The following is a 13,187-nucleotide window of genomic DNA, read 5'->3' as shown; positions in this document are numbered from 1 at the left end:
CAAGATTAACGAAATGCTGAAGTCGGACGCTGGGATTTCAACGGGGGGTATCCTTACGGTAGTGGCGGCGGCACTGGTCGACGATCACGGACGCGTGCTCGTCCAGCAACGCCCACCGGGCAAGCCGATGGCCGATCTTTGGGAATTCCCGGGCGGCAAGGTCGAGCCGGGCGAACTGCCCGAAGCCGCGCTCTGTCGCGAGCTGCACGAAGAGCTCGGCATCACCGTCGACGCCGCCGCGCTGGCCCCCGCGACCTTCGCCAGCGCGCCATTGGGCGGGCGTCATTTGCTGCTGCTGCTGTACACACTGCGCGAATGGGGCGGGGAACCCCAAGCGCGGCACGCGACCGCGCTGCAATGGGTTCACCCGCCCGCGTTGCGCACCCTCGCCATGCCGCCAGCGGATATCCCGCTGATCGGCATGCTCGAGGCACTCCTTTAGGTCAGGCTCGGCGTGGGCGCATTGCGCGTGCGCCACAGCGAATAGACCACACCCGTCGTCAGGATCAGCGCGGTGATGCCCAGCGACACCACCGGCGGGATCTTGGCGAGGCCCAGCGCATCGGCGACGAAGATCTTCGATCCGATGAACACCAGCAGCACGGCGAGCGTGTACTTCAGATAGTGGAACCGGTCGACCAGTGCCGACAGCGCGAAATACAGCGCGCGAAGGCCCAGGATCGCGAAGATGTTCGACGTGTAGACGATGAACGGGTCGGTCGTGATCGCAAAGATCGCGGGCACCGAATCGACAGCGAACACCAGATCGGCGAACTCGATCATCACCAGCGCCAGGAACAGCGGCGTTGCATGGCGCACGACAATACCCGTTTTGGCATCCGGCTCCTGCACGAAGAACGCCGATCCGCGCAGCCCATCGGTCACGCGCATGTGCCGCTTCAGCCAGCCGAGCAGCGGCGAGCCGGCCACGTCATAGGGCGTGTCGACCATCCGCCACATCTTGATGCCGGTAAAGATCAGGAAGGCGGCGAAGAGGTAGAGCACCCAGCCGAATTCGGAAACGATCGTCGCGCCCAGTGCGATCATGATCGCGCGCAGCACGATGACGCCCAGGATGCCCCAGAACAGCACCCGGTGCTGATACTGACGCGGGATCGCGAAATAGGTGAAGATCATCGCGATGACGAAGACATTGTCCATCGCCAGGCTCTTCTCGACGACGAAGCCGGTGACATAGTTGATCGCCGCCGTCTCGCCGAGCTGCCACCAGACAAAGCCGCTGAACGACAGGCCCAGAACGATATAGAAAGCGGAGAGCATCAGGCTCTCCTTGACCCCGATCTCGCGCGCCTTGCGATGCAGGACGCCCAGATCGAGGGCGAGCAGCGCCGCGACCAGCCCCATGAAGGCAAGCCACATCCACACCGGCTTGCCCAGCCAGAGTAACGTCAGAAATTCCATGGTGAATCAGCCCCAGTTGGGTGAGGCGCTGCACGCGCCATCATGGCGGCCCGACATCATGCGCATCGCGCGCATCAGAGGGGCCCGGGCCGCCGGTGGTGGTGATTAGGTCAGCTACCGGTCGCGAGCGTGCGCTTCCAGTGGCCGGCCAGACGGTCCTTGACCGCCAGCTTCAGCTTCTTGAGCCGCAGCAGCCGAAATCCGTCCGGGTTGCGTCGCCGCGCTTCACGGCGAATTTCCTCGTCCAGCTTCCGGTGGACGACGCTCAGACGGTACAACATGCCACTCATCATAATGCCTCCTGTCGATGTGAAATCGATCGGACGGCCGTCAGCGGGAGGATACGGTCACAAAAAGCCCAGCCTGCATCGGGTCATCCGATGCGGTCCGACATCGCGATCAAAGGATCGCCAGAGGGGCCCGGTCCGCGCGCTGTTTATGGCGGCAGCGCACCATTTTGTCAAGATATCAGGGCTTGGGCCGCAGCGCGTCGGCCAGCGAGGCGCTCGCCGATCCGCGCCGCGCGGGCTTGGGCTGGCTGGGGTCGGGGGCCCAGCCGGTGACGAAGATCGCGTCGAATCGCTCGCTGGTCCGCCCTTCGCCATCGGCTCGCGCCGCAAAGGCTTGCGCGGCACGTGCCACCGCGCTGCGGGTCAGCGGGGCGGGGTCGCGCAGCAGGCTGGTCGCGCCCATGCCGCGCAAATCGCGGACCAGATCGAACAGGCTGGAATAGCGCACCTCCAGCGTCTCGACATCCGCCACCGGCAGCGCGAATCCGGCGCGGACCAGCAGGTCGCCCGCCGCGCGCACATCGACCTGCGGATGCACCCGCGCCGCCGGTCGGTCGCCCTCCGCTTCCAGCATCACGCCGCGCAGCGTAGAAAGCGTCGACCCACCCAGAAACGCGCCCATGAACAGGCCATCGGGACGCAGCGACCGGCGGATCAACGCCAGCGCGCCGGGCAGGTCGTTGACGCTGTCGAGCACCCCCGCCGAGACGACGAGGTCATAGGCCCCCTCGGGCGAATGCGGCCGGTCCTCATCGGCCTGCACGCCGCCCGATTGCGATGCAAAACGCGCCCCGGCGTCGATCCGCGTGAGCTTCGCGCCGGGCGGAGGGACGAACCCGCCGTCGAAGCTGCCCAGATCCAGCACATCGCGAAACTCGCGCCGCACTGCGTCCAGCCGCTCGGCAATCCCCTCGAGCATCCAGCCGCGGATGAAGTCGAACCCGGCAAAACCCGGCGCGGCGCGATCGCGGCGCAGGCGGCGGCGGGTGCGGTCGAAAATCTCGGGCGGGGTGGGGGCTGGGGTCACGGCGCGGCTTGTGCCCGGTCGCGCGCCGCGCGACAAGCGCTGCATGGGGCTGCATCAACCGTTGCTCGACCTGATCGGCCTGGCGCTGCCCCCGCGTTGCCCGGGCTGTGGCGATGTGGTCGATGCCGATCACCGCTTCTGCGCTGCCTGCTGGAGCGGGATGCGTCTGATTGCCCCGCCCTGGTGCGCGACCTGCAACCTGCCGTTCGATCATGACCGGGGGCCTGACGCACAATGCGGTGCATGCCTGTCCGACCCGCCGCTGCATGACGGCGTGCGCGCCGCGGTCGCCTATGGTCCGGCGGCGCGCACGCTCGCGCTGCGCCTCAAATATGGCGGGCGCACCGGCTTTGCCGTCACCGCCGCGCGGCTGATGACGCGCCTCATGCCCGACGACGCCGCGCTGCTCGTGCCGGTCCCGCTTCACCGCTGGCGGATCTGGGGGCGGGGGTTCAATCAGGCGCTGCTGATCGCCCGCGCGCTCGGCGCCGCGTCGAATGTGCCGGTCGCGCCCGACCTGCTCTGCCGGGTCAAGGCGACCCCGGTGCTGCGCGGCCTCGGCCCGCGCGGACGCGCCAGGGCGGTTGCGGGAGCCTTTGCGCTCGCGCCGGGGGCGAAAGAAATGATTCAGGGCAAGGCGATCGTCCTGGTCGACGACGTCCACACCAGCGGCGCGACCACTACCGCCTGCGTCCGCCTCCTCAAGCGCGCCGGCGCGGCCAAGGTGACGATCCTGTGCTGGGCGCGGGTGATCGACGATGCCGAGGCGGATTGACAAGCGCGGTCGCGATCCACAACTCGGGCCCATGGCCAAGATCGAAATCTACACCAAGGCATTTTGCGGTTACTGCCACCGCGCCAAGACGCTGCTCGATAGCAAGGGTGCGGACTATGAGGAATTCGACCTCACCATGGGAGGGCCCAAGCGGCAGGAGATGATCCAGCGCGCCAATGGTCGCACCACCGTGCCGCAGATCTTCATCGACGGCGCGCATATCGGCGGTTCCGACGACCTCATGGCGCTGGAGCGTGAGGGCAAGCTGGACGCCTTGCTCGGTACGTGAGCGGTCCGGTGCGCGCCGCGATCCTTCAGATGACCAGCGGCATCGACCCGCTGGCCAACGCCAGTACGCTGGTCGATGCGATCACTGCGGCAGCGGGGGAGGGCGCAGCGATGCTGTTCACCCCCGAAATGTCGGGCCTGCTCGACCGCGACCGTCAGCGCGGGGCGGCGTCGATCGTGGCGCAGGATGACGATCCGGTCCTCGCCGCCGTCCGCGAAGCCGCCGCGCGCCACGGCATCTGGGTGCAGCTCGGCTCGCTCGCCCTGCGCGGCGACGGTGGCCGCTTCGTCAATCGCGGCTTTGTGATCGACGCCGATGGCGCCATCCGCGCCTCCTATGACAAGCTGCATCTCTTCGATGTCGACCTGCCCACAGGTGAACGCTGGCGCGAATCCGATGCCTATGCCCCCGGCGAGCGTGCGGTGGTGGTGGACACGCCGCTCGGGCCGCTCGGTCTGTCGATCTGCTATGATATTCGGTTTCCCGATCTCTACCGCGCGCTCACCGACGCCGGCGCGACCCTGCTCGCCGTGCCCGCCGCATTCACCCGCCCAACCGGCGCCGCGCACTGGCACACGCTGCTGCGCGCCCGTGCGATCGAGGCTGGCGTCCACGTCATCGCCGCCGCCCAGACCGGCACGCACGCGGATGGCCGCACCACCTATGGCCACAGCCTCGCCATCGATCCCTGGGGCGAAATCCTGCTCGACATGGGCGAACCGGTGGGCCTTGGCTTTGTCGAGATCGACCCCGCGCGTGTCGCCGACGTGCGCAGCCGTGTCCCCGCCATCGCGCACCGCCGCCCGATCCCGCCGGTGACCAGCGCATGATCGTGTTCGACCTCAAATGCGCCCACGCCCATGTGTTCGAGGCATGGTTCGGGTCGAGCGCAGATTACGAGGACCAGCGCACGCGCGGCCTCCTGTCCTGCCCGATCTGCGGCGACCTCGATATCGCCAAGGCGGTAATGGCCCCCAATCTCGCTGCCAAGGGCAACCGCGCCCCCGCCACGCCCGCAGGTACGCCCCCGGATCCCAAGGCGCTGATGGCCGCGCTCGCGCAGGTTCAGGCCAGGATGCTGGAGGGCTCGCAATGGGTCGGCATGTCCTTTGCCGACAAGGCGCGCGCGATGCACGCCGGCGAGGAAACCGCCGCCCCGATCCACGGCGAGACCAGCCTCGCCGAGGCCAAGGCGCTGATCGAGGATGGCGTCCCCGTCGCGCCCCTGCCGCTGCCGGTCATCCCGCCGGAGCAGTGCAACTGATTGACCAGATCGCCGCGCGCTCTTAACCAGCCCCGGCGTGTCTCGGTAGCTCAGCAGGATAGAGCAACGGTTTCCTAAACCGCAGGTCGGAGGTTCGAATCCTCTCCGGGACACCATTTCCCTGTTCCGGCCTGTTCCCCGGCATATCGACAAATCCCCGGGAAACTGCGATATTCTGGACCTGTAAGGCCCGGAATGTTTCCGATTGTTCCTGCATAATCCGCCCCGGCTGGGGGCATCGTTGGGGGCATGGCGGGCGCGGTAGGAAAGGGATGCCCCCAAATGGCGCTGACAGATTCTGAAATCCGCAGCTTTCGGGCGATGGACAAACCTTACAAGCGGGCGGACGGGGGCGGGCTGTATCTGGAGATATTCCCGAACGGCGCGAAGCTGTGGCGGTTCAAGTTCCGATTTGCCGCGAAGGAAAAGCGGCTGGCGTTCGGAGCCTATCCCGATGTCACGCTGGCGAGCGCCCGGCGGATGCGGGAGGCGGCGCGGACGACGCTCGCGGAAGGGCTGGACCCTGCCGAGCAAAAGAAGCGGGACAAGCGACAGGCGAAGCTGGAGGCGGACAACAGTTTCGGCAAGATCGCAGACGAGTTCATCGAATCTAAGATGACCGGCGATCGACGCGCTGACCGGACGCTGGTTCGGGCGCGGTGGTTTCTGGCGCTGTTGCGCCCGGCGCTGGGCAATCGCCCGATCACCGCGATCGAACCGGCGGAGTTGCTGGAGCCGCTGCGCAAGCTGGAGCGCAAGGGCAATCTGGAGAGCGCGCGGCGATGCCGGGCGTTTGCCAGCCGCGTGTTCCGCTACGCGGTTGCGACCGGGCGGGCGAAGTCGGACCCGGCGGCGCTGTTACGCGGCGCATTGTCCGCCCCCCAAGTCAAACACCATGCCGCAATTCTGGACCGGGCCAAGTTTGGCGAGCTGTTGCGCGCGATCGACGGTTTCGAGGGAAGCCCGATCACCCGGCTGGCATTGCAGATTGCCCCGCATGTGTTCGTGCGGCCCGGCGAATTGCGGCACGCGGAATGGGCGGAAATCGACCGGGCGGCGGCGCGCTGGGATATTCCTGCCAGTAAGATGAAAGGGCGGCGGCCCCATTCGGTGCCGCTGACCCGGCAGGTGCTGGCGTTGCTGGACGATCTGGAGGAACTGACCGGGGGCGGCAAATACCTGTTCCCGTCAATGCAGACGCTGAACCGTCCGATGAGCGAAAACACGATCAATGCCGCGTTTCGCCGGATGGGCTTTTCCAAGGATGAAGTCACCGGGCACGGCTTGCGGACAACCGCCTCCAGCTTCCTGAACGAAAGCGGGAAATGGTCAGCCGATGCAGTGGAGCGCGCGTTGGCGCATCGCGATAACGATGTGGTGCGCGGCATCTACAATAGGGGAAGCTATTGGGAGGAGCGAGTCGCGATGAACCAATGGTGGAGCGATCGGATCGATGGCATGCGGGATGGCGCGACTATTCACCGAATGGTGGCCGCTCCTGCATGAATTCTGTGGACGAACTGGCGACCGAAAATTTTCTTCTGTTCGCACCGCGTTCTCTTGCGGTCTGAGGAAGGCGCAGTTGGGCGCGAGTCGCGTCGCAAGTGTCGTTACGCGCGTGCCACGAGCCGAGTCATATGCGCGACGAGTGGAGTCGCTTGTCTACATCTGTTCGGCTTGGCGGGGCATTCCGGAATGCCTAGGGTGCTAGTGGTCATATCGGGAACAGACCCGGATGACAGCAACAGAGGACCACGAAGAATGCGACGACGATTTCTAACGATCCGGCAGTTCGCCGAACAGTATCAGGTTAGCCGCTCGACCATTTACCGGCTGCTGGCGGCTGGCAAGGTTATCAGCGTCAAAATTGGCCGGAGTGTTCGCATCACGGAAGATTCTGCCGTGGCATGGGAGCGCGGGCTGCAGCCCCCCGCGAACGACAATGGCTAATGCCGTGACCCTCAGGTTCGCACAGTTTGGCGACGGAACGAACCTGAGGGCGTGAGCATGCTTGGTCAGCGGTGCCCCGTTGGAAGTATCCTTCCAACATTTGGATGGCAACTTGTTTGGGCCGAATTGAGGCGGGATGCTGTTCGGGCGATCTGCTGACTGAGCACCTGACCGGGGAGCGATCGTTCCCCGGTCATTCTTTGAAACTTACGGCGGTTTGATCCGGTATGTCTCCGGAGGTTTCAGCCGCGCGCTATGATTATGGCGCGTTTTCAAGGTGTTCGGCGTGGTGACGGGTGGTCCTCTATTAAAGGGCGGAACTAGCGGACAGGAGACTGGGCGCGGCGGTGCGCGGAACACGCGCGGGCGGACGAGTGACTCGCTGACCGAACGGCAATGCCGGGACTTGATCGGGGCCCTACAGCGGGCGGAGGAAATCGGCGCGCCGTTCAACCGGTTCATAACGATCACGTGGGAGCGGAGCGGCATCGACCCGCGTGACAATGCCCGAGCGACCGGGCGGTTCATCAAGATGGCGAGCGACTGGATGCGTGCGCGTGGGTGCCGGTTGCGCTGGGCATGGGTGCAGGAATCAAGCGATGGGTTCCGCGCGCATGTGCATATGCTGTTACACGTTCCGCTTGATCTGCAGCCGCTGTTCGGGCCGATGCCGACGCGTTGGGTAAAGCGGATCGTGGAGACTGGCTATGTCGGGAAGACCACTGATAGCCAAAGGGTGCCCTATCCCCTGAACGCGGGCGATACAGCGTCGCTGGACGCCTATCGCGCGGAAATTGGGGGCAAGGTCCACTACATGCTCAAAGCGGCCCCGGCGGCGCTGGAGGCGCGGCTGGGGATGCTGGGCGCGGGGCCGAAAAGCTGGGGAAAGCCTTGCCGCGTATTCGGCAAGCGGCTGGCGATCTGGCAAGGCTGGCGGACCGATCCGGGCGGCTGAATTTTCGGCAAGTTGCCTAATAATTTCGGAAAATCTTGGCGCGGGTCGTTTCCCCGGATAGGCATTGCCGATGCCTGTTCGCCACCATCGCATTGCCCCAGCCGAAAGCCGCCAGCCGTGACCGACGCGAGCCTGTTCACGACCGGGGGGCTGTTCACCCAGGACTACCTAATCGAAGCGATCAAGGGCACCGCGCATTACCGGCAGGTGGATGCCCCGGGGATGCGCGCGGCGCTGTCCGACATCCTGACCCGCTTCCCGCATGGCAGCGGCCCGAATGAAGCGACGACCGAACAGGATTTGATTTGGCCGATCCTCCACCTGCTGGGCTGGACGGATTACCTGACCCAGCAAAATCTCAGCGGGTCCGGGCGCGTGGATGTCCCGGACGCGCTGCTGTTCATCGACGCGGGCGCTAAGGCGCAAGCCAACGCGCATCCGGAGGAATGGCGGCGCTATGCGTTCGGTGCGGCGATTGTCGAAAGCAAGCGCTGGGGCCGCGCGCTCGACCGGGCGGAAGGGCGCAAGGGCGACGATCGCGACACCCCCTCAACCCAGCTGTTGCGTTACCTTCGCCGCGTGGATGATCTGACCCAAGGCGGCGTTCGCTGGGGCATCCTGACCAATGGGGCGAAGTGGCGGCTGTATTTCTCCGGCGCGCGTTCGACCATCGACGACTATCTGGAACTCGACTTCGCCCGGATCATGGGGCTGGCGGGCGATGCGTTGCTGGACAGCGCGGTCAGCGAGGCGGAGCGCGACCATTGGCTGGCCGTATTCGTCGCGATGTTTTCGCGCACCGCATTCGAGCGCGCCACCACGACATCGCCCAGCTTCCACGATACCGCCCGGCGCGACGCGGCGCTGTATGAAGAGCGGGTGGCGTCGAACCTGTCGGACCTTGTGTTCGATCGCCTTTACCCGGCGCTAGGGCGTGCTGTGGCGCAAGCGGCACCGGCGGGCACCGATCTGGACGAAATCCGCCAAGCAACGCTGATCTTGCTCTACCGGCTGTTGTTCATCCTCTACGCGGAGGATCGCAGCCTGTTGCCGGTCAGCGACCGCCGGTTCGACGATTACGCACTGCGCAAGGCGCGGCTGGACGTTGGCGAGCGGAAAGACGCGGGGGACAGCTTTTCGACCGTCGCAAAAACCATCTGGAACCGCTTTGCCGACCTGTCGGAGATGATCGACAAGGGCGACGAATCCGTGGGCTTGCCCCCCTATAATGGCGGCCTGTTCAATGCCGAGCGCACCCCGCTGCTCAAAGCGATTGCGCTGGGCGATGCGATCATGTCGGACGCGCTCGACATCCTGTCGTTCGAACAGCGCGGCGGGCGGCGGCGCTATATCAATTATCGCGACCTGTCGGTTCAGCAACTGGGCTCAATTTACGAACGGCTGCTGGAGTTCGAACTGGTCCGCGACGACGCGGGCGCGGTGGATGTGCGCCCCAACCTGTTCGCACGCAAGAACAGCGGCAGTTATTACACACCGGACGATCTGGTCCTGCTGATTTTGGACGAAACCCTCGCCCCGCTGATCGACGATGCGATGGCGGCGTTCCGGGCGGCGCTCAAAACATTGAAGCCGGGCGACAGTGAGGATTACCGGATCACCCAGCTGCAAAAGGCGGACCCGGCGCGCGCCATAGCCCGGCTGCGCATTTGCGACCCGGCGATGGGGTCCGGTCATTTTCTGGTCAATCTGGTCGATCGCCTGACCAACCACACGCTGGACGCGATGGCAGAGGCGGCGGCGATGGCCCGCGACATCGCCAAGCTGGACTATGAAAGCCCGGTGGCGGAGGAAGTCCGCAAGGTTCGCTCGACCATTCGCCACAATGCGGAGGATGCGCGCTGGAGCGTAAGCGAAGAGCAGCTGGACGACCCCCAGCTGGTCAAGCGCATGGTCCTGAAACGCTGCATCTATGGCGCGGACAAGAACCCGATGGCCGTTGAACTGGCAAAGGTGGCGCTGTGGCTGCACACCTTTACCGTGGGCGCGCCGCTGTCGTTCATCGACCACCATCTGGCGGCTGGGGACAGCCTGTTCGGGCTGTGGGTGCGCGACGCGATCGACAAGGCGGGGCAGGGCGGCGCGCTGTTCCTGCATGAACCGATTTCGAACGCCCAACGCCAAGCGGCGGCAATGCAGACGATCGAGGCGCTGACCGACGCGGAAGTGGCGGAGGCGCATCGCAGCGCGGCGATGTGGCACGATGTGGAGGCACAGACGGGGCCGCTGGACGGCTTTGTCAGCTTCATGCACGCGCTCGACTGGCTGGACCTGAAAAAGCCCGACAAGGCGCTGGTAACGCTATGGCTGGACGGGCGGTTCGGCGACCCGATCCCGATCGCGCGGGGCCGGGTGGCACCGGAACCGGGCAAGGCGAAACGGGAGGAAGTCGAGCGCTTTACCGCGATCTGGAAACAGGCGCGCGAATTGATCGACGAAGAGCGCTTCCTGAACTGGCAAATCGCCTTTCCCGGCGTCTGGACCAACTGGAGCAGCGCGGCGCGGGAAGGCGGGTTCGATGCGATCGTGGGCAATCCGCCATGGGACCGGATCAAGCTGCAACAGGTGGAATGGTTCGCTGCGCGGCGACCGGAGATTGCGAAGGCGCAACGCGCATCTGACCGAAAACAAATGATCGCCAAACTTAAGGAAACGGACGCGCCGCTTTATGATGATTTTCTAAAGGCCGAAGGTCGCGCCTTGGCATCCGCTCGTATTTCTCGGGACACCGGCTATTTTCCGCTGATGAGCCAAGGTGACATCGATATCTACAAGTTGTTCGTCGAAAGAGCCGAGTCGCTCATAAACAAGCGAGGAATGGTTGGTCTTGTGACTCCAATTGGAGTCGGAGCGGATAATTATGCCGCCGCATTTTTTTCAAAACTCGCAGCCCGGCGAAGGCTAAGGGCATTTATCGCGTTTGAAAACAGGCGTCATTGGTTGTTTGCAGATGTTCACACTGAAGATCAGCCTACGATTATTGTATATTCCGGTGAAGGGCGTGAGAGTGATTCTTTCAAATATGCTGTAAAACTAGACAAAATTCCGACCGGTTCTGACAATCTTATTCAAAATCTGACGGCGGAGATTCTGGCTAGGGTTAATCCAAATACCGGAACCGCTCCAATATTGAGGAATGCAGAAGATTTGCCACTGATAACTGGAATTTATTCCCGTGTTCCAGTTCTTTTGGACAAGTCAAGTGATGCGCCGGTTGCTACGTGGCCGGTGCGCTACGTAACAATGTTCCATATGACGAATGACAGTGCCTTGTTTCGCACTCGCGCGGAACTGGAAGGCAAGGAAGGTGCTTGGCCTGTAAGACAGAGCCGGTGGCAGTCTTCTAGTGGCGAGTGGTTGCCACTATTTGAAGGAAAGAGCATTCAAATCGATAATCATCGCTATGCGGGGATTGCGTTCTCGCATACTGGAACGAGTGGCCAAGGCGTTAGTATTCATGCTAACAAATCCGATTGGTCGAATGCAATGTTTTCTACTGTCCCGAGATACTGGGTCGCGGCGAGTAACGTGCACCCTAGGAAAGAATATCACTTTTCGTTTAATGGAATATGCAATTCAAACAACGAACGCACCTTAATCAGTGCGATAATTCCTGACGTCGGCTGTGGAAATTCGCTACCAATACTGGATACCGACGGCGCCATTTCGAAGTGTTTGTTACAGGGAAATTTTGGTTCTATTCCTCTGGACTATGTTTTGCGTCAAAAGTTACAGAGCAGAAATCTCAATAAGTATATGGTCGAGCAACTCCCGATCATCCCGCCAGCCGCCTACACCCGCATGTTCGGCCCCAAATCCGCCGCTGACATCGTGCGGGAGGCGGTGCTGGAACTGACCTATACCGCGCACGACATGGCCCCGTTCGCGCGCGATCTGGGGCATGTGGATGGCGAGGGGAATGTCCTGTCCCCGTTCCCGTGGGATGAAATGCGGCGGCTGCATTTGCGCGCGAAATTGGATGCCCTGTATTTCATCCTCTACGGCGTGTTCGACCCAGCCGATCGCGAGCGGAGCCGCGACGACATCCGCTACATCTACTCGACCTTCCCGATCGTCGAGCGGCAGGAACTGGCGGCGCATGACCGCTATCTCAGCCGCGACCTGTGCCTTGCCTATGTCAACGTGCTCGACGCGGGACAGCCCGACGCGGTGGTTTCGGTCTGATATGGTTCGGCGGACGAAAGGCGATGTCATGCTGGCGGATGGCGTCCATTGGTTTGCCCTCCCGCTTGCGGCTGCGCATATCGGGCTGACCAAAAAGGAACTGACCGCGCTGGCGCTGGAGGATGGCGTCCGCTGGCGTCCGGACGACTACGGGCAACCCGGCTGGGTAGCGGAGCCCGATCTGGTCGAGCGGCGCAAGGCGCATCTGGAGGCGGAGCGGGAACGCGCGGCAAAGAAGGCGGTGCGGATCAAACGCCCCCTGACCGATGCCCAGGTCAACGCTCGCAACCGGCACAAGATCAAGCTGGACGATTATGCCGACATCGGAACCCGGCGAAGCGGTGGCGGCTATCCCGCCAGCATCCACACGCTCCGGCTTAACGTCCCGTCCGACCCGATGCCCGAACGCCCCCAGCTTCCGGGCGACATCGAACGGCGCAAGAAACTGCTGGGGGCGGGGGAAGGGTAATCCCTACGCCTTCCAATCGGGAAACCAATCGCCCAGCCGCTGAATATCGCTAACACAGGTTTTCCCGCGCGGGCGCGCGCGAGGCGTGCTATCAGTCGGCCCATGATGGGGAGCAAGCTTTTACCCGCGCTGTTGCTCTTTACGCTGACCGCGTGCGGCGGAGCCGATGCTGGTTCCGATGATAGCGAGGCGAGCATTTCGTCGCGCGATGACACCGAGTCCGAACCTTCCGACGAATCCGAAGAGACCGGCGAAGAGCGCGGCGGCGAGACCTATTCGGAGTTTGACGACCGGCGCGACAGCTATGACGGCGCGCGGGGCACCTATGCCGGAGATGGCTGCACCGTGGATTGCAGCGGCCATGACGCGGGCTATCGCTGGGCGGAGGAGCGCGGCATTTCCGACCCCGACAGTTGCGGCGGGAAAAGCTGGAGCTTCGAAGAGGGGTGTCGCGCCTATGCGGAGGGCCGCGCGCGCGAAGAGGAAGCTGGGGCGGACGCTGCCGAGGCGTCCGCCGATGACGACCGGGAATCCTACTAATGG

General features: G+C 63.9%; 14 protein-coding genes and 1 tRNA gene. 12 read left to right on the top strand and 3 right to left on the bottom strand.

The annotated features are described in order from the left end of the window. The first annotated feature begins 13 nt into the window (after positions 1-13). Positions 14-442: a (deoxy)nucleoside triphosphate pyrophosphohydrolase gene (locus tag ACO05N_RS17845; RefSeq protein WP_422058322.1), complete on the top strand. Its 429-nt coding sequence runs from the start codon at positions 14-16 to the stop codon at positions 440-442. Here ACO05N_RS17845 and ACO05N_RS17840 read toward each other — a convergent pair. The 3 genes from ACO05N_RS17840 to ACO05N_RS17830 all read right to left on the bottom strand — a co-directional run bounded on the left by ACO05N_RS17840 (position 439) and on the right by ACO05N_RS17830 (position 2,775). Then, on the bottom strand, positions 439-1,422 hold the full coding sequence (locus ACO05N_RS17840) for a TerC family protein (protein ID WP_422058321.1): 984 nt from the start codon (positions 1,420-1,422) through the stop codon (positions 439-441). The genes ACO05N_RS17845 and ACO05N_RS17840 overlap by 4 nt on opposite strands. Positions 1,423-1,532: 110 nt before the next feature. Next, the gene (locus ACO05N_RS17835; RefSeq protein WP_066665305.1) at positions 1,533-1,712 is read right to left on the bottom strand and encodes a DUF465 domain-containing protein; all 180 of its coding nucleotides are present in this window, start codon (positions 1,710-1,712) and stop codon (positions 1,533-1,535) included. A 178-nt stretch (positions 1,713-1,890) separates the two neighbouring features. Beyond that, positions 1,891-2,775 carry a methyltransferase domain-containing protein gene (locus ACO05N_RS17830; protein WP_422058782.1) on the bottom strand — a complete coding sequence of 295 codons (885 nt, stop codon included), beginning with the start codon at positions 2,773-2,775 and terminating at the stop codon, positions 1,891-1,893. A 7-nt stretch (positions 2,776-2,782) separates the two neighbouring features. Between ACO05N_RS17830 and ACO05N_RS17825 the strand changes: the two genes are divergently transcribed. The 11 genes from ACO05N_RS17825 (at position 2,783) to ACO05N_RS17775 (ending at position 13,184) form a co-directional block, all read left to right on the top strand. Next, a complete protein-coding gene (locus tag ACO05N_RS17825) occupies positions 2,783-3,514 on the top strand; it encodes a ComF family protein (protein WP_422058320.1) in 732 nt (243 codons plus the stop codon). A gap of 31 nt (positions 3,515-3,545) precedes the next feature. After that, a complete protein-coding gene (gene grxC / locus ACO05N_RS17820; protein ID WP_422058319.1) occupies positions 3,546-3,803 on the top strand; it encodes a glutaredoxin 3 in 258 nt (85 codons plus the stop codon). Further along, entirely contained in the window at positions 3,800-4,633 is an 834-nt protein-coding gene (locus tag ACO05N_RS17815) for a carbon-nitrogen hydrolase family protein (RefSeq protein ID WP_422058318.1), read from the top strand. Before grxC ends, ACO05N_RS17815 begins: the two co-directional genes overlap by 4 nt. Next, a complete protein-coding gene (locus ACO05N_RS17810; protein ID WP_422058317.1) occupies positions 4,630-5,067 on the top strand; it encodes a DUF1178 family protein in 438 nt (145 codons plus the stop codon). Before ACO05N_RS17815 ends, ACO05N_RS17810 begins: the two co-directional genes overlap by 4 nt. Positions 5,068-5,106: 39 nt before the next feature. Then, positions 5,107-5,183, top strand: a tRNA-Arg gene (locus ACO05N_RS17805). Positions 5,184-5,316: 133 nt separating this feature from the next. Beyond that, a complete protein-coding gene (locus ACO05N_RS17800; protein WP_422058316.1) occupies positions 5,317-6,573 on the top strand; it encodes a tyrosine-type recombinase/integrase in 1,257 nt (418 codons plus the stop codon). Positions 6,574-6,762: 189 nt separating this feature from the next. After that, positions 6,763-7,017 (top strand): helix-turn-helix domain-containing protein, encoded by a 255-nt coding sequence (locus ACO05N_RS17795; RefSeq protein WP_422058781.1) that lies wholly within the window; start codon positions 6,763-6,765, stop codon positions 7,015-7,017. 406 nt (positions 7,018-7,423) lie between these two features. After that, positions 7,424-7,972, top strand: a complete 549-nt coding sequence (locus ACO05N_RS17790) for a rolling circle replication-associated protein (protein ID WP_422058315.1) — start codon at positions 7,424-7,426, stop codon at positions 7,970-7,972. 117 nt (positions 7,973-8,089) lie between these two features. Continuing rightward, entirely contained in the window at positions 8,090-12,175 is a 4,086-nt protein-coding gene (locus ACO05N_RS17785; protein ID WP_422058314.1) for an Eco57I restriction-modification methylase domain-containing protein, read from the top strand. A gap of 28 nt (positions 12,176-12,203) precedes the next feature. After that, on the top strand, positions 12,204-12,644 hold the full coding sequence (locus ACO05N_RS17780) for a hypothetical protein (protein WP_422058313.1): 441 nt from the start codon (positions 12,204-12,206) through the stop codon (positions 12,642-12,644). 102 nt (positions 12,645-12,746) lie between these two features. Next, positions 12,747-13,184 (top strand): hypothetical protein, encoded by a 438-nt coding sequence (locus tag ACO05N_RS17775; protein WP_422058312.1) that lies wholly within the window; start codon positions 12,747-12,749, stop codon positions 13,182-13,184. The last annotated feature ends 3 nt before the right edge of the window (positions 13,185-13,187 follow it).

Source organism: Sphingomonas sp. (assembly GCF_965227385.1).
GTDB lineage: Bacteria > Pseudomonadota > Alphaproteobacteria > Sphingomonadales > Sphingomonadaceae > Sphingomonas.
This window is presented reverse-complemented; position numbering and strand designations above follow the sequence as displayed.

Coding starts and splice junctions, on each gene's coding strand:
- ACO05N_RS17795 (WP_422058781.1), top strand. CDS start 6,763: ATGCCTAGGGTGCTAGTGGTCATATCGGGAACAGACCCGGATGACAGC.
- ACO05N_RS17845 (WP_422058322.1), top strand. CDS start 14: ATGCTGAAGTCGGACGCTGGGATTTCAACGGGGGGTATCCTTACGGTA.
- grxC (WP_422058319.1), top strand. CDS start 3,546: ATGGCCAAGATCGAAATCTACACCAAGGCATTTTGCGGTTACTGCCAC.
- ACO05N_RS17775 (WP_422058312.1), top strand. CDS start 12,747: ATGATGGGGAGCAAGCTTTTACCCGCGCTGTTGCTCTTTACGCTGACC.
- ACO05N_RS17780 (WP_422058313.1), top strand. CDS start 12,204: ATGCTGGCGGATGGCGTCCATTGGTTTGCCCTCCCGCTTGCGGCTGCG.
- ACO05N_RS17835 (WP_066665305.1), bottom strand. CDS start 1,712: ATGAGTGGCATGTTGTACCGTCTGAGCGTCGTCCACCGGAAGCTGGAC.
- ACO05N_RS17840 (WP_422058321.1), bottom strand. CDS start 1,422: ATGGAATTTCTGACGTTACTCTGGCTGGGCAAGCCGGTGTGGATGTGG.
- ACO05N_RS17800 (WP_422058316.1), top strand. CDS start 5,317: ATGGCGGGCGCGGTAGGAAAGGGATGCCCCCAAATGGCGCTGACAGAT.
- ACO05N_RS17825 (WP_422058320.1), top strand. CDS start 2,783: ATGGGGCTGCATCAACCGTTGCTCGACCTGATCGGCCTGGCGCTGCCC.
- ACO05N_RS17810 (WP_422058317.1), top strand. CDS start 4,630: ATGATCGTGTTCGACCTCAAATGCGCCCACGCCCATGTGTTCGAGGCA.